The organism is Actinomadura sp. NPDC048021 (assembly GCF_040653135.1).
Lineage (GTDB): Bacteria > Actinomycetota > Actinomycetes > Streptosporangiales > Streptosporangiaceae > Spirillospora > Spirillospora verrucosospora.
The window spans coordinates 172600-194505 of record NZ_JBEZJQ010000015.1; the positions used below are offsets into that span (position 1 = coordinate 172600).

At 73.0% G+C, this 21906-nt stretch carries 24 protein-coding genes; 7 read left to right on the forward strand and 17 right to left on the reverse strand.

The features are described from left to right. Positions 1-10 precede the first annotated feature (10 nt). The 7 genes from AB0C87_RS25315 to AB0C87_RS25345 form a co-directional block, all read right to left on the reverse strand. Positions 11-712, reverse strand: coding sequence for a class I SAM-dependent methyltransferase (locus AB0C87_RS25315; RefSeq protein WP_345176570.1), 702 nt, complete (start codon positions 710-712; stop codon positions 11-13). A 118-nt stretch (positions 713-830) separates the two neighbouring features. After that, positions 831-1721: an SRPBCC domain-containing protein gene (locus tag AB0C87_RS25320; RefSeq protein WP_360579838.1), complete on the reverse strand. Its 891-nt coding sequence runs from the start codon at positions 1719-1721 to the stop codon at positions 831-833. A 218-nt stretch (positions 1722-1939) separates the two neighbouring features. Further along, the gene (locus tag AB0C87_RS25325; RefSeq protein WP_345176576.1) at positions 1940-2794 is read right to left on the reverse strand and encodes a xanthine dehydrogenase family protein subunit M; all 855 of its coding nucleotides are present in this window, start codon (positions 2792-2794) and stop codon (positions 1940-1942) included. Further along, the gene (locus AB0C87_RS25330; protein WP_360579839.1) at positions 2791-5190 is read right to left on the reverse strand and encodes a xanthine dehydrogenase family protein molybdopterin-binding subunit; all 2400 of its coding nucleotides are present in this window, start codon (positions 5188-5190) and stop codon (positions 2791-2793) included. Before AB0C87_RS25330 ends, AB0C87_RS25325 begins: the two co-directional genes overlap by 4 nt. Further along, entirely contained in the window at positions 5187-5678 is a 492-nt protein-coding gene (locus tag AB0C87_RS25335) for a (2Fe-2S)-binding protein (protein WP_360579841.1), read from the reverse strand. The genes AB0C87_RS25330 and AB0C87_RS25335 overlap by 4 nt, the downstream gene beginning before the upstream one ends. 184 nt (positions 5679-5862) lie before the next feature. Next, positions 5863-6570 carry a peptidoglycan-binding protein gene (locus AB0C87_RS25340; RefSeq protein ID WP_345176582.1) on the reverse strand — a complete coding sequence of 236 codons (708 nt, stop codon included), beginning with the start codon at positions 6568-6570 and terminating at the stop codon, positions 5863-5865. Then, positions 6567-6740 (reverse strand): hypothetical protein, encoded by a 174-nt coding sequence (locus AB0C87_RS25345; RefSeq protein WP_345176585.1) that lies wholly within the window; start codon positions 6738-6740, stop codon positions 6567-6569. Before AB0C87_RS25345 ends, AB0C87_RS25340 begins: the two co-directional genes overlap by 4 nt. Before the next feature lie 707 nt (positions 6741-7447). Here AB0C87_RS25345 and AB0C87_RS25350 point away from each other — a divergent pair. Further along, positions 7448-7882, forward strand: coding sequence for a cysteine dioxygenase (locus tag AB0C87_RS25350; protein ID WP_360350641.1), 435 nt, complete (start codon positions 7448-7450; stop codon positions 7880-7882). On the opposite strand, the gene AB0C87_RS25355 is transcribed toward AB0C87_RS25350, so the two are convergent. The 4 genes from AB0C87_RS25355 to AB0C87_RS25370 all read right to left on the reverse strand — a co-directional run bounded on the left by AB0C87_RS25355 (position 7833) and on the right by AB0C87_RS25370 (position 10974). Beyond that, complete coding sequence (locus AB0C87_RS25355) at positions 7833-8258, reverse strand: hypothetical protein (RefSeq protein ID WP_360579843.1); 426 nt, start codon at positions 8256-8258, stop codon at positions 7833-7835. The two genes, AB0C87_RS25350 and AB0C87_RS25355, sit on opposite strands and share 50 nt — an antisense overlap. A 252-nt stretch (positions 8259-8510) precedes the next feature. Continuing rightward, entirely contained in the window at positions 8511-9215 is a 705-nt protein-coding gene (locus tag AB0C87_RS25360; protein WP_345176591.1) for a TetR/AcrR family transcriptional regulator, read from the reverse strand. Between the two features lie 112 nt (positions 9216-9327). Then, the gene (locus tag AB0C87_RS25365; protein WP_345176594.1) at positions 9328-9552 is read right to left on the reverse strand and encodes a hypothetical protein; all 225 of its coding nucleotides are present in this window, start codon (positions 9550-9552) and stop codon (positions 9328-9330) included. Positions 9553-9618: 66 nt separating this feature from the next. Then, positions 9619-10974, reverse strand: coding sequence for a PspC domain-containing protein (locus tag AB0C87_RS25370; protein WP_360579845.1), 1356 nt, complete (start codon positions 10972-10974; stop codon positions 9619-9621). Positions 10975-11199: 225 nt separating this feature from the next. Between AB0C87_RS25370 and AB0C87_RS25375 the strand changes: the two genes are divergently transcribed. The 3 genes from AB0C87_RS25375 (at position 11200) to AB0C87_RS25385 (ending at position 13920) form a co-directional block, all read left to right on the forward strand. Next, positions 11200-12342, forward strand: a complete 1143-nt coding sequence (locus AB0C87_RS25375) for a PspC domain-containing protein (RefSeq protein WP_345176834.1) — start codon at positions 11200-11202, stop codon at positions 12340-12342. 50 nt (positions 12343-12392) lie between these two features. Further along, complete coding sequence (locus AB0C87_RS25380; RefSeq protein ID WP_353834006.1) at positions 12393-13034, forward strand: response regulator; 642 nt, start codon at positions 12393-12395, stop codon at positions 13032-13034. 127 nt (positions 13035-13161) lie between these two features. After that, positions 13162-13920: a DUF4190 domain-containing protein gene (locus tag AB0C87_RS25385; protein ID WP_345176600.1), complete on the forward strand. Its 759-nt coding sequence runs from the start codon at positions 13162-13164 to the stop codon at positions 13918-13920. Positions 13921-14047: 127 nt separating this feature from the next. Here the strand turns inward: AB0C87_RS25385 and AB0C87_RS25390 are convergent, their stop codons facing one another. The 4 genes from AB0C87_RS25390 to AB0C87_RS25405 all read right to left on the reverse strand — a co-directional run bounded on the left by AB0C87_RS25390 (position 14048) and on the right by AB0C87_RS25405 (position 17627). Continuing rightward, a complete protein-coding gene (locus AB0C87_RS25390) occupies positions 14048-14917 on the reverse strand; it encodes a serine hydrolase (RefSeq protein ID WP_360579847.1) in 870 nt (289 codons plus the stop codon). Between the two features lie 249 nt (positions 14918-15166). Continuing rightward, positions 15167-15622, reverse strand: coding sequence for an SRPBCC family protein (locus AB0C87_RS25395; RefSeq protein ID WP_345176603.1), 456 nt, complete (start codon positions 15620-15622; stop codon positions 15167-15169). 177 nt (positions 15623-15799) lie between these two features. Further along, complete coding sequence (locus tag AB0C87_RS25400) at positions 15800-16483, reverse strand: PIG-L deacetylase family protein (protein WP_345176836.1); 684 nt, start codon at positions 16481-16483, stop codon at positions 15800-15802. A 163-nt stretch (positions 16484-16646) separates the two neighbouring features. Beyond that, positions 16647-17627, reverse strand: a complete 981-nt coding sequence (locus AB0C87_RS25405) for a nucleoside hydrolase (protein ID WP_360579849.1) — start codon at positions 17625-17627, stop codon at positions 16647-16649. Positions 17628-17726: 99 nt separating this feature from the next. On the opposite strand from AB0C87_RS25405, the gene dhaK reads away from it, so the two are divergent. The 3 genes from dhaK to dhaM are packed head-to-tail and all read left to right on the forward strand — an operon-like array spanning position 17727 to position 19754. Then, a complete protein-coding gene (dhaK, locus tag AB0C87_RS25410) occupies positions 17727-18722 on the forward strand; it encodes a dihydroxyacetone kinase subunit DhaK (RefSeq protein WP_353834002.1) in 996 nt (331 codons plus the stop codon). Further along, positions 18719-19366, forward strand: a complete 648-nt coding sequence (gene dhaL / locus AB0C87_RS25415; protein ID WP_360579851.1) for a dihydroxyacetone kinase subunit DhaL — start codon at positions 18719-18721, stop codon at positions 19364-19366. The genes dhaK and dhaL overlap by 4 nt, the downstream gene beginning before the upstream one ends. A gap of 1 nt (position 19367) precedes the next feature. Then, positions 19368-19754 carry a dihydroxyacetone kinase phosphoryl donor subunit DhaM gene (gene dhaM / locus AB0C87_RS25420; RefSeq protein WP_345176610.1) on the forward strand — a complete coding sequence of 129 codons (387 nt, stop codon included), beginning with the start codon at positions 19368-19370 and terminating at the stop codon, positions 19752-19754. Positions 19755-19829: 75 nt separating this feature from the next. Here dhaM and AB0C87_RS25425 read toward each other — a convergent pair whose 3' ends face one another. Next, positions 19830-20150, reverse strand: coding sequence for a protealysin inhibitor emfourin (locus AB0C87_RS25425; RefSeq protein ID WP_345176611.1), 321 nt, complete (start codon positions 20148-20150; stop codon positions 19830-19832). A 105-nt stretch (positions 20151-20255) separates the two neighbouring features. Then, on the reverse strand, positions 20256-21698 hold the full coding sequence (locus AB0C87_RS25430) for a hypothetical protein (RefSeq protein ID WP_345176614.1): 1443 nt from the start codon (positions 21696-21698) through the stop codon (positions 20256-20258). Positions 21699-21906 lie beyond the last annotated feature (208 nt).

A 21906-nucleotide genomic window follows, 5' to 3' on the forward strand; every position in this document is an offset into this window, starting at 1 on the left:
GGCCCGCCGTTCAGCCCGGACGGCGGGCCCGTGCGAACAGCCAGACGCCAGGCCACGAGGCGACCGGCAGGCGCCGCTCCAGCGAGGCGGACAGGCGCAGCGCCTCGTTGGCGAGCGGATGCAGCGGAGCCAGGTCCTCGCGCCGCACCGTCCGGTTCCTCAGCAGACGCAGGAGCGGGCGATGCAGAACGCCCCTGCTCCACACGCGTTCCAGCACGAGCCCGGCGCCCTCCAGCAGTTCGGCCAGAGTGCGGCGAGAGTAGCGGCGGACACGTCCGAGAGCCACGTCCTGCGCCGACCACAGAGCCATGTCGCAGGGCACGGACACCAGCGCCGTCCCACCCGGCCGCAGCACCCGCACGACCTCCGCGGCCGCTCGCCCGTCGTCCTCGACATGTTCGAGCACGTCGAGAGCCAGCGCCAGGTCGAACCCGCATGGCGGCAGCGGCAGGTAACGCGCGTCGCCCTCGTAGGCCTCGACGCCGTAGGCGCGGGCCAGCGCGACGGCGTCCGGGCTCAGATCGATCGCGGTGGCGCTCCAGCCGTGGTCGGCCAGGACGCGGCAGGCCGCCCCGGACGCGGCGCCGATGTCGACGGCCGTCCCGGGCACGCTGAACCGCAGCAGTTCCGCGGACAGGATCTCGCGGCGCTCGCGGTACCACCAGTTGTCGTTCTCGATCCGCGCGATCCGCTGGAGCTCGGTGGTGTCCACCGGACAAGCCGACCGCACCGGCGGCGGCGCGTTCCATCGACGCCGCCGCCCGCGCACGGATCGTTGACGCCGGTTTGACCCCGCCCCGGACGTGCGCGCCGACGAGCGCCTCCCGCGATCAGCGCTTCCGGCGGCGCCGCACGAGGAAGCGGACGATCAGGAGCACGACGACCAGGGCGCCGACCGCGGGAACGGCCCGCTTGGCGATCGACGGGCCCGCGAACTCCAGCAGGTCGATCGCGTCGTCCTCCTCCGCCTGCCGCCTGTCCTCCAGGCGCCGCACGCGCCCGCCCTCGTCTCCTCCGGCCGCGGCGGGCGGCGGCAGAGGCTCCTTGGGCTCCGCCCGGACGGGCGCGGGCTCGGCGGCGGGCTGCTCCGGCGTCGCGGGGGCCACGCCCGTCTCCGCCTCCAGCTCCGGTTCGGCGGCCTTCTCAGGGCTCTCCGGGGTGGCGGAGGGCGCGTCCGTGGGCGCCACGGCAGCGGTGGCCGGCGTGTCGGCGGTGGCCTCGGCCGGCTTCTCCGCAGGAGCGGACGGGGCGGCCGGGGTCTCGGCGGCGGCCTCCCCGGGGGCCTCCAGCTCGGCGGCCAGCTGCTTCGCGAACCGGGCGATGATCTTGGAGCCGACCTCGGACAGGATGTTGCGGCCGAACTGCGCCGGGCGGCCCGTCACGTTCAGCTTGGTGTGGACGCTCACGCGGGTGGCGCCGTCCTCCCCGTGCAGCCGCGCCTGCACGGTCGCCGCCGCCGTCCCCGACCCGCGGGCCTCCTTGGCGGACGCCTCCATCGTGACGACGCGGGACGACTCGTCCGCCGAGACGATCCGCGCGGTGCCGCGGTAGGTGATGGTCATCGCGCCGACCTTCACCTTCATCCGGCCCGAGTACTCCTCGCCGTCGATCGAGTCGAGCGTCGCGCCCGGCATGCAGGCCGCGACGCGCTCCACGTCGAGCAGCACCGACCAGGCCTGATCCACCGGCACGGGGACGGTGAAATCGTGGTCGAGCTCCATGATCAGTGTCCTTATCGTCCGGAGTCCTCGCCCCGACCCTACGGCGGCCGCCCGTCGCGTCGCCAGTGGGGCCCCGGGCACCTCGGTACGCCTCAGGCACCCCGGTGTACCCCGCCCAGCAGTGATCATGCGGCACGGGGAACCCGGGGCGCCGGAACGCACGCGGCCGGACGCCGGGGCGACGGCGCCCGGCCGCGTGCTCCCGCCGCGCGGGCGGGTCAGCCCGCGGCGGCCGCCAGCGCGCGCGCCGTCAGCACCGTCGCCAGGTGGGCCCGGTACTCCGACGACCCGTGCAGGTCGGTGGGCGGCTCCGTGCCCGCCGCGGCCTGCGCCGCGGCGGTCCGGAACGCGTCCTCCGACGCCGGCCCCCCTCTCACGGCGGTCTCCACCGCGCTCGCCCTGACCGGCGCGGGGCCCATGTTCGTCAGCGCGACGCGCGCCTCCTCGATGCCGTCACCGTTGCGGTGGACGGCGCACGCCACCGCGACGATCGCCCATGCCTGCGCGGTCCGGTGGAACTTCTCGTAGTGCACGCCCCAGCCCGCACCCAGTTTCGGCACGCGCACGCCGACGAGCAGCTCGTCCGGCTCCATCGCCGACGTCATCCAGTCGACGAAGAACTCCGACGCGGGGATCTCCCTCTCGCCGCGCGAGGACCGGACGAGGAACACCGCGTCCAGCGCGAGCGCCACGGCGGGCAGGTCGCCCGCCGGGTCCGCGTGGGCGAGCGACCCGCCGAAGGTGCCGCGGTGCCGGACCGCCGGGTCGGCGACGGTCTCCGTCGCCTGCACGATCAGCGGGACGTGCTCGCGCACCAGCGGATCGCGGATCACCTGGTGGTGCGTCGCCATGGCGCCGATGAACAGCGAGTCCCCCTCGTCGCGGATCTCCCGGAGCGCGCCGAGCCGGCCCAGGTCGATCAGCGCGTCGGGGTAGGCGAGCCGCAGCCGCAGCAGCGGCATCAGGCTCTGCCCTCCCGCCAGCACCTTGGCGTCCTCGCCCGCGTCGGCCAGCACCTGGACGGCGTCGTCCACCGACGCGGGACGGACGTAGTCGAACGTCGCGGGTATCACTGGTCACCTCCGGCCGAGCCGAGTCCGCCGCCCGCGCCCGGTTCCGCGGCCGCCGGCTTCTCCTCCGCGCGCATCGCGCGCCACACGCGTTCCGGCGTGCACGGCATCCGCACGTCGTGCACCCCGTAGGGGCGCAGCGCGTCCACGATCGCGTTGACGACCGCGGGGGTCGAGGCGATCGTTCCGGCCTCGCCGACGCCCTTCACCCCCATCGGGTTGGACGTCGCTGGCGTCTCGGTGCGGTCCGTCGTGAACGTCGGCAGGTCCGCGGCGGACGGGACCAGGTAGTCGGCCATCGTGGTCGTCGTCAGGTTGCCGTCCGCGTCGTACACGGCCTCCTCGTAGAGCGCCTGGGCGATGCCCTGCGCGAGCCCGCCGTGGACCTGCCCCTCCACGATGAGCGGATTCACGACCTTGCCCACGTCGTCCACCGCCACGTACTTGCGGAGCTTCACCATCCCGGTCTCGGTGTCGACCTCGGCCGCGCACAGGTGCGTGCCGTGCGGGAAGGAGAAGTTCTCCGGGTCGAACGTGGCGTCGGAGTCCAGAGACGGTTCGATGCCGTCCGGCAGGTCGTGCGCGGCGAACGCGGCCAGCGCCACCTCCTGGATCGTCCTGCCCTCCTCCTGGACGCCGCGGACGCTGAACCGCCCACCGGAGAACTCCAGATCCTGCTCGGACGCCTCCAGCAGATGCGCGGCCACCTTGCGGGCCTTGTCCACCACCTTCTCGCAGGCGGAGAACAGCGCGACCCCTCCCACGGCCAGGGAACGGGACCCGTAGGTGTCCATTCCCTTGGGCGAGATGGCGGTGTCGCCGTGCAGGACCTTCACGTCCTCGAACGGCACGCCGAGCCGGTCTGCGGTGATCTGCGCCCATGCCGTCGCGTGGCCCTGCCCGTGCGGGGACGAGCCGGTGACCACCTCGACCTTGCCGGACGGCAGCACCCGCACCGACGCGTGCTCCCAGCCGCCGGCACCGTACGACAGCGACCCGAGGACCCGGGACGGGGCGAGACCGCACATCTCCGTGAACGTCGAGACCCCGATGCCCAGTTGCACTGGATCGCGCCTTTCCCGCCTGTCCGCCTGCTCCGCACGGAGCTTGTCGTACTCGAACAGCTCCAGCGCCTTGTCGGTCGCCGCCTCGTAGTTGCCCGTGTCGTACGTGAGGCCCGCGATCGTCTCGTACGGGAACTCCCCGTGCGCGATCCAGTTGCGGCGCCGTACCTCGATGGGGTCGATGCCCAGTTCGTGGGCCAGCTCGTCCATCATCCGCTCGATGCCGAAGGTGGCCTCCGGGCGGCCCGCACCCCGGTAGGCGTCCGTGGGCGTCTTGGTGGTGAAGACCCCCGTGCAGGTGAACGACAGCGCGTCCATCTTGTAGATGCCGTTGAACATGAACGCGCCCAGCAGCGGGATGCCGGGGGTGACCAGCATCAGGTACGCGCCCATGTCGGCCAGCAGTTCGACCTTCAGGCCGCGGATCCGGCCGTCGCGCTCGGCGGCGAGCGTGAGCCGCTGGATCTGGTCGCGGCCGTGGTGGACGGTCATGTTGCCCTCGCTGCGGGTCTCCGTCCACTTGACCGGACGGCCCAGCCTGCGGGCGAGCAGGAGCGCGAGGACCTCCTCCCCGTACACCTGCAGCTTGGAGCCGAAGCCGCCGCCGACGTCCGGCGCGACGACCCGGATCCGGTGCTCGGGGATCTCGGTGACCGTGGCCAGCATCAACCGCAGGATGTGCGGGATCTGCGTGGCCGAGTACAGCGTGAACTCGTCCCCCTCGGGGACGCACAGCACCGACCGCGGCTCCATGGCCGTCGGGATGAGCCTCTGCTGGACGAAGCGGCGCTCCAGCACGACCGGCGCGTCCCGCATCGCCGCGTCGAGATCCCCGTTCTCGAACACCCACGTGTAGGACTTGTTCGTGCCGAGGTCCTCGTGCACCAGATCGGCGCCGTCGGCTAGGGCCGCCTCCATGTCCACGACGGCGGACAGCGGCTCGTAGTCGACGTCTATCTCCTCCAGGGCGTCGATGGCCGCGGCCTTGTCGCGGGCCACGACGCATGCGACGGGCTCGCCGACGTAGCGGACCTCGTCCACCGCCATGGGCGGGTGGGCCGGATGCTTCATGTCCTCGGTCACGACCCACGCGCAGGGCAGCGAACCCTGTTCCGCGGCGAAATCCCTGCCGCTGAACACGGCGACGACGCCGGGACGCTCCTTCGCGGGCGCGGTGTCGACCCCGGTGATCCGGGCGTGCGCGAACGGGCTGCGCAGGAACGCCACGTGCAGCGTCCCCGCCGGGGTCATGTTGTCGGTCCACCGCGTCCGGCCCGTGATGAGCCGCGCGTCCTCCGACCGCCTGCGCGGGGAGCCGACCTCCTGCACGGTCACGGCGTCACCTCCTGCCGGCCGGGCTCGCGCATGTCGCTCGCCGCCCGCCGCACGGCCTTGACGATGTTCTGGTAACCGGTGCACCTGCACAGGTTCCCTTCGAGCCCCTCCCGCACCTCGTCCTCGGACGGGTCGGGATTCTCCCTCAGCAGGTCGAGCGACGCCATGATCATGCCGGGCGTGCAGTAGCCGCACTGCAGCGCGTGCTCCTCGTGGAAGGCCCGCTGCATCGGGTGCGTCTGACCGTCGACGCCGAGCCCCTCGACGGTCGTCACGTCATGGCCGTCCGCCTGGACGGCGAGCACGGAGCAGCTCTTCACGCTCATCCCGTCCATCAGGACGGTGCAGGCTCCGCAGTTGCTGGTGTCGCACCCGACCGGGGTCCCGACCTTTCCCAGCCGTTCGCGCAGATATTGGACGAGAAGGAGGCGCGGCTCGACGTCGTCTTCGTACGTCGCTCCGTCGACCTCCACACGGATACGTGGCATGCGGTTTCTCCCAGGGACGTCTCGGGGTGGACAGAGAGAGACGTCCCTGGGAGGAGCGCGCTGATCCGGCCACGTCATCGGGGCCACCTCCGTGGAAGGCGACCCTCCGAACCTATGCCGGGGTTGAATGCCGTACTAGTCCCCGGCGTCGCTTATTTACCGACGTCTGGGGTACTGATGGCCGCTAGTGCACGCGGAGCAGAACCGGCCAGGTCTTCGGCCCGACGACCCCGTCGTCGTCGACGCCGCCCCACCGCTGCACGGCCTTCACGGCCTTCTCGGTCTCGTCGTCGAACTTGCCGGTCATGCTCACCTCGGGGTGGCTGCGCGCCAGCAGCAGCCCCTGCAGGGTCTCCACGTGCTCGCCGGAGTCGCCCTTGTTCAGCTGCGGCAGCTTCTTCACCATGTCCTCCGTCCAGTTGCCCCCGCCGTAGGCGGGCCGTCCATAACCAGCGATGACACTGGAGTCCCTGACGCGGCGCCTCACCGAGTCGCTCGTGTTGCCCTCGATCGTCTGCAGCCGCCCGCCGCCGAGGACCTTCTCGACGACGCCGACATGGTCGATCGCGCCGATGCTGTTGGTGGCGCCCCAGTCGAAGAACACGATGTCGCCGGGCTTGGCCTGGTTGACGCTCGCGGTGGTCCCGCTGTGCCAGCGCCCCGCCTTCTGGAAGTCCTGCGCGTGCCACACGGTGTAGGCGCGGTCCCCGCCGGGCAGGACGGCGCCCGCGTTGCCGCTGTGCCGCGCCCAGTAGGTGATGGCCATGTCGCACCAGGACGCCTTGAGGAACTCGCTTCCGTGCCTGGAGGCGTACTCCCGGGTGATGGTGTTCGGGCGTCCCGCCATCCCGAGCGACTTGCGGGCCTCGGCGATCATTCCCGCGGCGCTCATGACGGGTCCTCCTGCTCGGTCCCGTCCTGCTGGGTCTCGTCCAGGAGGGCCGCGCCCTGTCCGCGGAAGATGCCGTCGGCGTCGGGCTCGCCGTACAGCTCCCGGAGGATCTGCTCCTCGTCGGGTTCGGTGGCCCGGTGGACGTCGGGATTGACGTCCACCTCGTCCATGTGAGTCGCTTCCGCGGCGTCTGTTTCGGTCTGGGGGGTCACGTTGCTTCTCCGCAGCGTCGGAGTGTCCGATCGGTCGGGAGCCTGATCCGTTCCGTCAGCGGCTCCGGGCCGACCGTAATGGGAACAACCCCACTTTCTCCGGTTTTTGGGCGAAAACACGTGATCGCTGGATTTCTGCCGTTCACCAGCGACGACGGTCGATCGGCCGGAGCCATTCACGACCCGTCCCTCAGGAGCGGGAGGCCGCCCGGGCCTCGGCCGCGCGGACGCCGTTCGGGGCGGGCGCCACCGTTCTGAGCAGGGGATATTTGGCGTTTCCGGGGTAGGGGCCGCCTATGTTCTTCTTTTTCTCTTCCCGCCTGGGTTGCCTGGGGTCGCTGCTCGTGACCCTGGTGCTCACGTGGGTCGTTTACGTGTTCCTCAGCCGCTGAGCCCGCGGCGCGGGGCGAGGCCCGTCGAGGCGCCGCGGGGGCCTTCGCCGGGAAGAGTCCGGTCGACTCCGAGTGATCAGCTTGACAAGGTTCGGTTACCGAGTGTCTCCTTGTGGGCGTGACGAAGCGCGTGCTGACCGACAGCCCCGTGGCCCTGGGCCGCGTGGCCAGCGCGCTGTGTCCTTCGTGTTGTCGCTGATCCCCCTTCCGGGTGATCGTCGCTTCCGCTGACGGTCCCCTTCCCAGCCGGCACACCTGCACGAAGGACTTCCCATGGACCTTTCCGTGGTTCCCGACCTCACCATGCGCGGCCAGGACGATCCGCACGGCCGCGCCACCGCCGTCCGTCCCGCGACCGTCGGGCAGCTCGCCGCCCGCGTCGGCGACCTCGCCGGACGTCCCGGCGAGTGGTGGCGCCTCGTCCGGTTCGACGCCGCCGGGCCGGTGCACGTCCCGCTGGACGGCCGGACCTGGCTGACGACCTGGCCGCCCGGCCACGGCGGGACGATCCCCACCCGGGTCAGCACCCTGATCGCGGGCGAGCTGGCCGAGGTGACGATCACCGCGCGCGGCGTCACCGAGCGTCCGCTCCGGGCCAACCGGGTCCGCGTCCACGGCGGCCCGCCCGCGCTGACGAATCCGGGTCCGGCGTTCGCGGTCAGCCTGCACGCCGGTGCAGGACGTCCTTGGGACCTCCCGCCCACGTGACCACCAGCTCGCCCGAGCGCAGGGCGGCCCGCCCGTCGAGCCGGTCACGGGAGCCGTTCGCGCAGCTCAGCTTGATCCGGCCCTGCGCGTCCACGGTGCCGGTGCAGAAGCCCGGCGCGTTCAGCGCGGCGGCGCCCCGGTAGAGGAAGAGCGCCACGCGCCGCGAACCGGATCCCGTCGTCCAGGTGCCGTCCAGCGGCGACTTCTTCTCCGCGCCGGGCCGGACCCCGTTCAGCACCGGCGGCGTCGGACGAGCCGCCGGCGCGGCCGGTGAGGACCGCGCCGGCTCCGGCTCGCCCGCGTCGCTGCAGCCGGCCAGCGAGGCGGCGAGCAGCGCGGCGAGGGACAGGCACAGCGTGGCCACGGCCGGCCGCATGGGTCCTCCAGGGAAAGAGAGCGCGCGGCGGGCCCCGGGGGATTAGGCCCGCCGCGCGTGCACCGGGGGTCGGCGCGGGACGGCCCGGACCGCCCGGAGGTCCCACGCAAGATCCACACCAATAGAAACCCGTGGGTTTTTCACGTCAAGGGGCGCGGGGGCCTCCGGCCGCTTCCGGTCAGCGGCCGGCCGGGGAGGGGGCGCGCCGGGCCCGGGGCGGCCAGGAACCCGTACGGCGCCGGTCAGGCCAGGTCAGCCGGGGTCGCCGGTCAGGTAGGGGGAGGCGGCCTCGCGGCCGACGAGGGGGAGCAGCGCGAAATAGGTGAGGGACGGCAGCAGCGACGGAAGCTCCTCCGCCTCGCCCGTCTCCATCTGGACGTGGATCGCGCTGTAGATGCCGCCCACGATCGCGTCCACCACCGGGGTCGGAACGGGCGCCAGGGACGGATCGGTGAAGAAGGCGCGGAACCGGGTGAGATTGTCGAGGCGCGCCTGCCTGACCTGCGGCCCCGCCGCGTTCACCTCCACCAGCGACGCCCGCGCGAACCGCGGTTCGCGGGCGAGGGCGGCGAGGAGCGCGCGAAGCGCCGCGTGGATGCCGTCCGGCCAGGACGGCGCGGCCTCGTAGGCCTCGGTCATCCGGCGGAGCAGGATGTCCATGCCGCGCTGGTAGGCGGCGAGGAAGCACGCGTCGAGGTCGGAGAAGTGCGCGTAGAACGTCTTCTTCGTGACGCCCGCGCCCTCGGTGACCCCGCTGATCGTCGTGTGCGCGAAGCCCCGCTCCGAGACGACGTGGACGAGCGCGTCGATCAGCCGCTCCCGCTGGATCCCGGCGACGGTCTCGGGGGAGAGGCCGTGGCGGCCCGGCTTGATGGCGCGGCGCGGGTCCAGCGCGGACCGGGATCCGGGCAGCGCCTCGGCGCACCCCGTCTCCGGTGTCCCGGCCTTCCCCGCCATCGGCCCTCGATCCGTCACCTGCCGTCGAGGTCACATTACTCGGCGTTCGCCGTCCGGGGGGAAGCCCCGGGCCGTGCGGCACGGGTCACAGCGGCGCCGCGGCGCCGGCGCGTCAGCGCAGGTGGCGGCGCCGCGAGCGGGTCAGCACCCGGACGGTCCCGACCAGCCCCAGGCCGATCAGCACGACCGGGACCATCGCCGTCACGGGCAGGACGTCCCCGTCCGTCAGGCCGTCCGCGAGGAACAGCCCCGCCAGGGCGAGGAAGAACAGCCCCGTCACGGGCCCCGCCGGATCGAACCGGAACCGCTTCTCGCCCGCCGCCTTCTTACCGGCCATCTCCCTGCCCGCCTTCACTCGCTGTGACCTGTCTCGCCGGAACCCGTCTCACGGGCGCGCGGGATCTCAGACACGGTGCACGTCCACGTCTCCGAGCTTGCCGCGGATCCGCAGGACGATCACCGGCGGGTTCGCGGCGTGCGCGACCTCCGGCTCCAGGGTCCGCACGACCTTGGCGGCGGGCCCGCTCGTCGTCCGGTGGTCGATCCGCACGTCGCCGAGGCCGATCCGCGCGTCCACCAGCACCCGGGCGGTGGGCGGCACCGTGACCTCCAGGCCGCCGAGCCCGACCTCGGCGTCGATCGTGACCCGCTGGCCGGCCGCGACCGGCAGCGCGGTGAGGTCGAGGTCGCCCTGCCCGACGCCCACCTTGTACACCCGGCCGATCTGGGAGGTGTCGGTCGGGCGCCAGTCGACCTCCCCGTACTCGGCGTTGCGCGGGACGTCGCCCGCGACCGTGGTGGTCAGCATGGCGAGGGTCAGGGCGGTCCCGGCCGCGGCGAGGCCGCCCGTCCGGAACCAGCCGCCGACGACGAGGCCGAGCCCGAGGACGGCGAGCGCGGGCGCCATGACGATCAGCCAGGAGTCCGGGGCGGGGTGGTCCTTGGCCATCGGGATCAGCGCCGCGCCGGCGCCCATGGCCGCGAGCAGCGTGATCGCCGCCACCGGCGACGTCCGGCCGCCGCAGCCTTCCCGGGCCGGCGCCGCGGGCGCGGCGCCGGGCGCGTCCGTCCACGCGGCCGAGTACGCGGCGAGATCGATCATGCCCTCGGGCAGCCCGCCCCGCCCGGAGGCCCCGGGCCCGCCGAGCGGCCCGTGCTCGCCGAGGGGGCCGTGCTCGCGGGGAGGAACGTCCTTGTCGAGCGAGACGCCGCCGACGGACGCGGTCTCGGCCCGCGCCCACTTCGCGGAGGGCTCGGGCGTGTGCCCGGTGATCCGTTCGGGGACGGTCCGCGCCACGGAGATCAGGTCGACGCCCCGGGAGTGCGCGACCAGCAGCACCAGCCCGACCACCACCAGAGGCGCGATGGCGTCGGTGGGGACCCCGCCGAAGAGGCTGAACGCGACGCCCACGCACAGCAGCGCGCCGAGGATCGTCAGGACGGCCTGCCCGTCGAACCACCGCTTGAGCCACTGCTCGGCGAGCGACGACTCGCCCGGGCTCGCCGGCATCAGCAGCGCCGCCACGATGTAGAGGAAGATCCCCTGCCCGTGAGCGAGCGCGAGGACCGCCAACCCGACGCGGAACACGACCGGGTCGATGCCGGTGTAGCGGCCGAGCCCCGTGCACACGCCGGCGAGCACCTTCCGCTCGGCGTCCCGCGAGAGCCGCCGGTAACCGGCCGCGCCGCGGTCACCGGTGGCGGACCCGTCGTCGGTGCGCCCGTGCAGGTCCTCGTTCTGGCCCTCTTTCTCGCCCATGACAGCCATGGTCGCCTGCCCCGCGCGGCGCGCGGTATCGGGGTCGTCCCTGATTCCGACCCTGAGACCGGCCCGGGGTGGTTCCCTGATGCGAAACATGTCCGGGCGTGTGACGATCGGTGACGTGGGAGAACCTGGGGAAGGACGGCGGTGAGCCAGGAGACGGCGGAACGGCCGGCGGCGCCGCCGGGACCGGCGGGCGCGAGCCCCCTCGGGCCGGCCCGGCTGGAACGGGCGGCCGAGGGGCGGCTCGTCGCCGGGGTGGGCCGGGGGCTGGCCGTGCACCTCGGCGTGGACGTGTTCCTCGTCCGAGGCGCCTTCGTCCTGCTCACGATGGCGAGCGGGCTCGGGTTCGCCGCCTATGCCGCGTTCTGGATCCTCCTCCCCGTCCGGGAGAGGTCCTCGGCCGAGGCGGCCGGGCGGCGGCGCGGCCGGGACTGGGGCCAGCTGCTCGCCTACGCGGCCGTGGCGTTCGGGCTGGCGGCGCTGCCGTGGGGCGCGGCCGGGGTCGTCCGGTGGGCGCTGTGGCCGTTCATCGTCGGCGGCGTCGGCGCCGCGATCCTGTGGCAGCAGGCCGACCGCGACCAGCGGCAGCGCTGGACGCTGCCGCTGCGCCAGAGGTGGCTGCGCAGCCTGCTCGGCCTGCTCCTCGTCGTCGGCGGCATCGGCGGTTTCGTGGCGCAGAAGGTGGAGGCCGACCAGGCGCGGTCCGTCCTCATCGCCATGCTGATCATCCTGACCGGGGTCGCTGTGATCGTGACGCCGTGGGTCGTGCGGCTCTGGCAGGACCTCGACGCCGAACGGCACGAGCGGATCCGGTCCCAGGAGCGCGCGGAGCTGGCCGCCCACATCCACGACTCGGTGCTGCACACGCTGACCCTCATCCAGCGGAACGCGCACGACACCCGCGAGGTGCAGCGGCTCGCCCGGTCCCAGGAGCGGACGCTGCGGAGCTGGCTCTACCAGCCGCGCGCCGACCCCGACCAGACGTTCGCCGCCGCGATCCGGGAGGCGGCCGGAGAGGTCGAGGACGACCACAACGTCCCGATCGAGGTCGTCTGCGTGGGCGACACGGCGCTGGACGACCGGCTCGGCGCCGCGCTGCAGGCCGCGCGGGAGGCGATGGTGAACGCCGCCAAGTACGCCGAGGCGCCCTCGGTGTCGGTGTACGCGGAGGTGGAGGGCGACGAGATCGCCATCTTCGTCCGCGACCGGGGCAGGGGATTCGTTCTCGACCAGGTCCCGGAGGACCGGATGGGCGTCCGAGGGTCCATCATCGGACGTATGGAGCGCAACGGCGGCAAGGCCACCGTCCGCACCGCGCCGGGCGAGGGCACCGAGGTGCGCCTGGAGATCAGGAAGTCGTGAGCGCGGCCGCCGGGGCGGCAGCGCGGGGTGAGGTGGAGCGGGACGTGGGCATGAGCGGGTCGTTGAAGAGGGTCGTGCTGGTCGACGACCACCAGATGTTCCGGACCGGCGTGAAGGCGGAGCTGGGCGGGGGCGTCGAGATCGTCGGGGAGGCCGGCGACGTCGACGAGGCGGTCGCGGTGATCCGGGAGACGCGGCCGGACGTGGTCCTGCTGGACGTCCACCTGCCCGGCGGCGGGGGCATCGAGGTGCTGCGGCGGCTGCACGGCGCCGTCTCGTCCAAGTTCCTCGCGCTGTCGGTGTCGGACGCGGCGGAGGACGTCATCGGCGTCGTGCGCGGCGGAGCCCGCGGCTACGTGACCAAGACGATCTCCGGCCCCGAGCTGACGGACGCGATCGGCCGGGTCGCCGACGGGGACGCCGTGTTCTCGCCGCGGCTCGCCGGATTCGTCCTGGACGCGTTCGCCGCCACGGACGCCCCGTCCGTGGACCCGGAGCTGGACCAGATCACCCAGCGGGAGCGCGACGTGCTGCGGCTGATCGCGCGCGGCTACGCCTACAAGGAGATCGCCAAGGAGCTGTTCATCTCGGTGAAGACAGTGGAGACGCACGTCAGCAGCGTCCTGCGGAAACTCCAGCTGTCGAACCGGCACGAGCTGTCGCGCTGGGCCGCCGCCCGCCGCCTCGTCTAGAGGGGCAACACCCTGCCCGGGCGGGCCGGGAAGTAAACGTTTTCACTGCGGTTGTGAGCGAATCGTAATCCCCGGTTGCCGCGCATCATGATCACGAACACCCTCCGGTGTGGAACAGTCGCTCGTCATGACCTATCCACCACCCGGGCCCGCGCAGCCGGGCCCGCAGGCCCCCTATCCGCCCCAGCCCCCGCCCCCGCCGATGCCGGGCGACCACGGTCCCGGCTCCCCGTACGGATCCGACTCCGACAAGACCAACGGGCTGGCGATCGCCGCCTTCGTGACCGGCCTCCTCGGATGCCTCGGCGTCGTCGGCCTCGTCCTCGGCGCCGTCGCGCTCAGCCAGATCGCGAAGAAGGGCGGCAAGGGCCGCGGCCTCGCGATCGCCGGGATCGTCCTGTCCTGCCTGTGGCTCGTGGGCGGCATCGCCGCCTTCGCGCTCAGCGGAGACGGCTCGTCCGACGACGCCGGGGCCGCGCCCAAGGTGACCCCGACCAAGCCCAAGGAGGTCGACGCCGAGAAGATGAAGCTCGGCGACTGCATCAACGACAACTCGGGCGCCACCAGCACCGCGACCGAGGCGCCGGTCGAGGTGGAGAGCGTCAAGATCGTGCCCTGCACGGGGCCGCACGACGGCGAGGTGACGGCCGTCTTCCGGCTGAAGGGCTACGTCATGCCGCCCGAGGCGCGGCTCCAGCAGCTCGCCCTGACCGGGTGCAAGCTCCGCACGCAGGCGCGGATCAACCGCGACCCGGCCGCCCGGGGCATCGCGAACTCCTACTACTACCCGACCGCCGACTCGTGGAAGTCCGGCGACCGCACCGTCACCTGCGTCGCCGTGGCCGCCGCCGACGGCAAGAAGCTCACGCGACCTCTGCACCGCTGACGTTCCCGGCGTACGCTGGGCGGCCGGCCCGCCGCCCGGTCCGGAACCGCGGCTCCCCCGGTTCCGCGCCAGCCTCTTTCCGTACCGGTTTCTCCGGACCAGAGGCCTTCCCTCCGCGCGAACCCCCTCACCCTCCCGACCCGCGCAAGCCGTCGACCACCATGTCGGCGACGTGTTCGACGGTGGACACTCCCGTCTCCATCGTCGGGTTGCCCCCGCTGCACACCGCGATGACGAAGTCGTGGCCGGGCCCGCTGACGCGGCCGATGCTGTTGATCGACCAGCCGTGCCCCTGGAAGCGGAGCGGCACCCAGCCGTTCTTCAGCGCCACCCGCTCTCCCGGCCGCGCCGCCGCGCTGACGCCCCACGCCTGCTCGTCCAGCACGGACCCCATCAGACCGAGGACGTACCGGCGCCCGCGCGCCTCCAACGGGCTCTCGTCCGACGCCAGGTTCGTCAGGAGGCGCACCTGGTCGGCCGGGCTCGTCCAGGACGACCCCCATGAGGTGGGGAACGGCTTCGTGTCCTTCAGCCCGAAGGCCAGGTTCGTCCTCGCGACTCCGGGGCCGCGACCGGCCGCGGAGTACAGGGCGTCCGCCGCCGCGTTGTCGCTCTCCCTGATCATCGTTCGGGCCAGCGCCCGCTCCGTGCCGCTCAGCCCTCGCCCGCCGGTCTGCCGCTGCAGCAGGAGGCTCGCCAGGATGTCGACCTTCATGATGCTGGCGGAGACGAACCGCCCGTCCTGGTTCTCGCCGAACGACGCCCCCGTCCTGAGGTCCTTCACCATCACCCCGGCCCTGCCCGGACGGTTCCTGACATAGGCGCGCACCGCCTGGCGGAGCGCCCCCGAGTCGAATGGGCGACTCGCCAGCCGGACCGTGGACACGTCCCGCCCCGTCGATGAGGACTCGCCCGCGTTCGCGACGACACGGCCCCCGTGCGGCGCCCCGTCCGCCATGAACCAGTAGGCGGCCGAACCCGCCCCGCCACCCGCCAAGAGAGCGAGCGCAACCAACTGACGCCGCATCGATTCCCCCGAAACTCATGCGACCCAACAAAAATGAACGCGTGGCCTACCGGCTGCAGGTGAGCCCTCTAGCCGTGCGCGACTCATCGGCCGCGCACGAGTTCTTGGTCGTGCGTGGCCGGACGGGCTCTCCGTGGCTCTTCAGGGGCAGGCGCTCGCGGGCGCGCGTCCCCGTGGGCAGGTGTCGCCCCGGGGTGCGCGCCTGGGTGGCGTGTGGGCCTAGAGGGCGCCTGGCAGGCGGGCCGGGCAGCCCGGCTCGCAGCGCTCGGAATGCCGCGCCAACCGGCGCGCGTACGCGTCGAGGCGGCGACGCAGGACGGCGCTGGTGAGCGGTCCGGTGCCCGGGAAGCCGTCCACCTCGCCGCGCCAGCGGATCAGCGTGCCCGCGAAGTGCGGCTCCAGGGTGATGTCGGCGCGAAGACGCCGCTCCGGGTGGCCGGCCAGCGCGATGTAGCCGTAGTGCCGCGGCGGGTCCCAGGCCACGACCTCCTCCCGCCACGACCGGACGTACCGGACGGCGCCGAGCCCGTTCGGGTGCTCCTCACCGGCGGACTCCCGCCGCACCCTGGTCCAGAAACCGCCCCACTCGTCCCATGCCTCCGGCACGCAGACGTGCTTGAAGATCACCTCAGGCGCGGCGGCGGATGTGGCGGTGGCCTCGATCTCACGCGGCATGACGACCCCCCGAGTTCTGTCACATGGGGGTACATGCCCGCTCGGAGGCTGATTACGGCTTGTAAGAGACTGTATTTGCTAAGTGACCGAGACTTGAGTGACCTGACCGCTTCGGGGAGCCTTTGCGAGAGCGGCGCATTACCCGGGGGGCGCGTTCCCCGGGAGTCGTGGCGGGGCTCAGGCGGTGTCGACGACCTGGAACGACTCGGCGAGACGTCCCTCGGGCAGCCCCGCGGCGGCGGCGTTGGCCGCGAGCCAGCCGCGCAGCATCTCCGGCAGGCCGTCCCCCATGTGGGCGGTCTGGCTCGCGTGGGCCCGCAGCGCGTTCACCTTCCGGTCGAACTGGTCGGTGATGTCGACGTAGTGGTTCACCACGGGGCCTCCGGACAGCCACACCTCCCGCGCCGTCCACGCCTCCAGGCCCTCGTCGGCGAGCAGCTCCGGATAGGCGTAGGGGTTGCGGGCGTCGGGGTAGACGGCGTCGAGCGCGGCCGCGCCGACGGCCCGGTGGTCGGGGTGGCTGGGGTAGATCCGCTCGTAGTTGCGCTCGGGGCTCGGCATCAGCACCCGGTCCGGGCGCACCTGCCGGATCACGCGCGCGATGTCGCGGCGCAGGCCGAAGCCCACCTCGACCCGCCCGTCCGGGTAGCCGAGGAACCGGACGTCGCCGACCCCGACGCACTTGGCCGCGGCGCGCTGCTCCTCGCGGCGCAGGGCGGCCATCTCCTCGCGGGTGACGCCGTCGTCGAAGCCTCCCGCGTCGCCGTCGGTGATCATGAGGTAGACGACCTCGATCCCGCGGTCCGTCCAGTGCGCCACCGTCCCGGCCGCGCCGAAGTCGACGTCGTCGGGGTGCGCCATCACGGCCAGGATCCGCTGCACTTCGCTGTCGTCCAGAACGTTGGTCACATCTTCAACAATAAGGTCGGCCAACGGTCCCGGCATACCCGGACGCCGTGCTTTCGGCGAACGTTCCGGGTGCGCCGGGTGACCGGATCCGAGGCGGCCGGGAGGCGGCTCCCGCTCAGAAGGTGAGCAGGGCCGACAGCAGGCGCTCCTGGAACCGCGCGACGTCGCTGCCCACGGCCACCTTCACCGGACGGCGGGTGTCCTCGGCGGGCAGCGAGCGGGCGTCCCACACGGTCGTGCCGCGCGTCAGCTCGCCCCGCAGCTCCACCCGCACCGGACGCTGGACGTACTCGCCGAGGCCCGGGTCGACGACCAGCATCGCGGCGAGGGCGTCGTGGATGACGGCGCCCCGGCGCCTCAGGGTGGGGGTGTAGGCGTCCGCGTAGAACTCCAGGATGTTCGCGGCGAACCGGGCGACGGGGGTGTCGTGCGCGGCCAGCCTGTCCAGCCAGTCGTCGTGGACGGCGGTCGGGTGCGTCGCGTCCAGCGGCACCAGGACGATCGGCCAGTCCGCCGCGAACACCAGGTCGGCGGCCTCGGGGTCGTGCCAGATGTTCGCCTCGGCGTGCGTGGTGATGTTGCCGGGGTGGTCGAACGCGCCGCCCATCACCACGACCTCGCGGATCAGCGACGGCAGCTCGCCGTCCAGCAGCAGCGCCGAGCCGAGGTTGGTCAGCGGGCCGGTCGCGAGCAGGGTCAGCTCGCCGGGCATCGCGCGGGCCAGCCGGACGATCTGCGCGGCGGCGGGCTCGGCGACCGGGCGCCCCGCGGGCTCGGGGAGGTGCGTGTCGCCGAGGCCGTCGGTGCCGTGCCAGTCGAGCGCGTAGTGGACGTCCTGCGCCATCGGCCGGGCGGCGCCGACCGCGACCGGCACCACGGGCCCTCCCGGCCCGGGCTCGCCCGCGGGGACGCCGGCGGCCTCCAGGACGCGCAGCGTGTTCAGCGCGCCGGTCATCGGGTCGATGTTGCCGTGCACCGTGCCGACCGCCGCCAGCTCCGCCTTCCCCGCCCGCACCAGCGAGGCGAGGTACAGCAGCGTCATCGCGTCGTCGATGCCGGTGTCGCAGTCATAAAGGATCTTCGGTGCCTTCGTCACGGGTGCAACCTATGCGGGCGCGGGCCTCCGGGCACCCCCGGTTCGCAAGATCGGCGATTGGGCCTGGGAGGGGGCGCTTCGCCGGGGTAAGCCTGAGACATGCGCAAACTCATCAACGCCCCGGCGGACGTGGTGTCCGACGCCCTGCGCGGGCTGGCCGCCGCGCACCCGTCGCTGAAGGTCGACCCGGGGACCGGGACCGTCATCCGGGGGGACGCCCCGCGCACCGGGAAGGTCGCCCTGGTCTCGGGCGGCGGATCCGGGCACGAACCGCTCCACGCCGGATTCGTCGGCCACGGGATGCTGGACGCGGCCTGCTGCGGGGAGGTCTTCACCTCTCCCGTCCCCGACCAGATCATCGCCGCGACGATGGCGGTGGACGGCGGCGCCGGCGTGCTGCACCTGGTGAAGAACTACACCGGCGACGTCATGAACTTCCAGATGGCCGCCGAACTCGCCGAGGACGAGGACATCGAGGTCGTGTCCGTCATCGTCGACGACGACGTCGCGGTGGAGGACAGCACGTTCACCGCCGGGCGGCGCGGCACCGGCGCCACGCTCTTCGCCGAGAAGATCGCCGGGGCGCTCGCCGAGGAGGGGGCCCCGCTCGCGGACGTGGCGGCCGCGGCCCGGGAGGTGAACGAGCGCAGCAGGTCCTTCGGCGTGGCGCTGTCGTCCTGCACGGTCCCGGCGGCCGGGACGCCGACGTTCGAGCTGGGCGAGGACGAGATGGAGCTCGGCATCGGCATCCACGGCGAGCCCGGCCGCGAACGCGTCAGGATCGGCACCGCCGCGCAGATCGTGGACGCCGCGCTCAGCGCGATCGACGCGGACATGCCGCTGTCGGGTTCCGAGGTGCTCGTGCTGGTCAACGGGATGGGCGGCACCCCGCTGATCGAGCAGTACGTCGCCTACGCGGCGGCCGCCGAATGGCTGGAGGGGCACGGCGCGACCGTCGTCCGCCGCCTGGTCGGGCCGTACGTGACCAGCCTGGAGATGGCGGGCTGCATGATCAGCGTGTGCCGGGTGACGCCCGAGCTGGTCCGCCTGTGGGACGCGCCCGTCGAGACGCCGGGGCTGCGGTGGGGCCGATGAGCGCGGACTCGATGGACGCGGGGGACTTCGCGGCCTGGATCAGGCGGACGGCCGAGCGGGTGTCCGCCGACGCCGAGCGGCTGACGCGGCTGGACGCGGCGATCGGCGACGGCGACCACGGCCTCAACCTCGACCGCGGCTTCCGCGCCGCCGTGGAGGCGCTGCCCGGGGACGCCCCGCCGGGGAAGGTGCTGATCGCGGCCGGCCGGGCCATCGTGTCGAAGACCGGCGGCGCGTCCGGCCCCCTCTACGGGACGGCGCTGCGCCGCGCGGGCAAGGCGTTCGGCGACGCCGCCGACGTGGACGCCGCCGCGCTCGGCGCCGCGCTCCGGGCCGCCCTGGAGGGCGTCCAGGATCTCGGGAAGGCCGCCGAGGGCGACAAGACGATGGTCGACGCGCTGGCTCCGGCCGTCGCGGCGTACGAGGCGGCCCTGGCGGACGGCTCCGGCCTCGCCGGATGCGCGCGGGCCGCCGCCGAGGCCGCCGCGAAGGGCGCGGACGGCACCGTCCCGATGCGGGCGCGCAAGGGCCGGGCGAGCTACCTGGGCGAGCGCAGCGAGGGGCACATGGACCCCGGCGCGTCGTCCACCGCCCTGGTGCTCGAAACCCTCGCCGACGTCGCGGAATCCGCGGGGGTGGCGTGACATGGTCGGCATCGTCATCATCTCCCACAGCCGGACGCTCGCCGAGGGCGTCGCCGAGGTCGCCCGCGCCATGGGCGTCGGCAAGGCCGTCGTCGAACCCGCCGGGGGAGATTCCGAAGGGCGTCTCGGGACGAGCATCGACCTCGTCGAGCAGGCGGTCGCCGCCGCGAACGGGGGCGACGGCGTCGTGCTGCTCGCCGACCTCGGCAGTTCCGTGCTGACCGCCAAGATGCTCATCGAGGACGCCGAGGGCGACGACGTCCTGCTCGCGGACGCCCCGCTGGTCGAGGGCGCCGTCGCCGCCGCGTCCATGGCCGCGACCGGCGCGGACCTCGCCGCGGTCCACGCCGCGGCCGAATCCGCCCGCGACCACCGCAAGACGAGCTGACCCCGCGTCCGTGCCCGGCCGGCGGCGCCCCGGCCTCACCGCGGCGCCGCGCGGCCGGGACGTGCAGCGGGTTCGTCAGGGGGTGGCGTCGGGGCCTTCGAGGAGGGTGCCCAGGACGGAGGCGACCCCGGCGGTCGGGTCGCCCCGCACCTCGTAGACGCGCGGCTCCCCCTCCGCCCCGTACTCCTCGGCTCCGTCCCCGGACACCGTGATCCGGTACGCGGGGAGGTCGGCGCCGATCTCGCCGGACTCGCCCCGGGCGTGCGCGGCGGCCAGCGCGTCCACGGCGTCGCGGACGCGGCCAGCCTGTCCGGCGGGGAGGGTCGCGGTGTCGTACTGCGCGACGACGGCGCTCTGGCCGGTGAAACCGCCGGTGCTCTCGATCGTCACGCGCATCCCGCGCACCTCCCCGTCGACTGGCCTGCTCCTTGCTCGCTACCCGCTCGCCGCGGGTCGCTACCTCCCGAACGGTGCCGCCCGGCGACCGCCTGGCCGGTGCCGCTAGCCGAACGTGCTGCGCAGCTCGTCCAGCTGGCTCCGGAGGATGTCGTCGTTGTCCAGCGGACCGCCCTGGGCCAGCTTCTCCTCAGGGACGAGCCGGTACTCGGGCATCTGCATGGTTCCGCAGCAGCGCGACCGGTCCTGGGCGGCCAGCAGGCTCGCCGAGTTCTCGTCGTGCGGCTCGACCTCGGTGACGTCCTGGCCGTCCCCGGTGTACGCGGCCTCGGTCATCGCCATCTGCCCGCTCATCAGGTCGCGCAGCGGCGTCGCCGCCGTCGTGATCTCCCGGACGGCGAACCGGTTGCGGATGAACGTCCGGTAGACGGCCGGGTCGCCGCGGCTCGCCGAGGCCTGGAGCATCCTGTTCGCCACGTCCACGTACCGGGCGCCGGTCGCGGGGGACGCGACGATCGCGTCGAACACGAGCTTGCACAGCGCGGACGCGGTCTCGATCAGCACGATCGTCGCGTCCTTCGTGCGCTGCTGCCGGCTCATCTCGAAGGTGTAGACGTCGGCGAGGATGTCGTAGATCGCGCCGGTGAACACCTGCGAGATCGCGTGCACCTCGTTGCCGACCTCGCTGAGCTTGAGGTCGTTGTCGGCGTTGCGGAGCCCGGACGGCATGCCGAGCGCCTGGCCGAACTGCTCGGCCAGCTCCGCCAGGAACGACCTGTCGTGCAGGTTCGCCTTGGTGAGCGCGACGAGCGCGTCCGCCTGGTCCGGCTGCGCCAGGGCCAGGAAGATCGCCGTGATGTCGCCGAACGACTCGTGCAGCCCGCCGGTCTGCGGCGGCGCGTCCGCCGACAGCCAGCCGGGCTTGAGGCCGTCCAGGACCGCGTGGCCCGTCTCGTGCGCGACGATGTCGAGGGACTGGCACGTGTAGAGCACGTTCTGCGGAGGCTGTCCCTTCGGCGTGAAGAAGAGGAACTTCAACGCCTTGGCCGTCCGCGTGTAGAACGCGTTCGCGCCCTCGGCGGCATGCGGAAAGACGGTGATGCGCTCGGTGTTGCCCCCGACGTTCCACGCGAACGGGATCGGGACCCCGCCGTTGTGGCGCTCGTACATGGCGATCGTCTCCCGCACCACCGCGAACGTGTGCGCGCAGTCGAACTGCGGGGTCCCGGGAGTGAACACGAAGTCGCCGTCGATGTTGCGGGCGACCGGGGTGACGCCCGGCAACTCGGTCTGGACGCGCACGTCCATCGGGCCGTTCAGCACCACGGTCGGGATGTAGGTCAGCCGCGCGCCGAGCTCGGTGACCGACGGGTCCTGCTTGTAGATCAGGAACCTGTGGCCGGGCTGCGCCGGCACGGGAACCGGCACCGGGCGCGGGACGGAACGCGGAACCGGCGGAGCCGCCGCCTGGGACGCGCGTCCCGTCCACTGCGCGGGTACGACGATCTCGGCGTCGAGTTGCGTCTGGAGTTCCTGCTGGTGGGTCATCGAAGCCACCTCCCCTGTGACAGTGCGCGAGTCCCTGCTGACTCTGCGCCGCTGTGCGCGGACATGCGGGGATGCAAATAAGGGCCTTGCACTCCGAGTACGGGCCGGAGCCCGATCGGTGTCCGCCTCATCTTCAACGTCCGCCGGAACGTGAGATCGAGTCAACCCACCGTGTCCAAAAGGCATCCCATCTGTCCACATGCTGCCG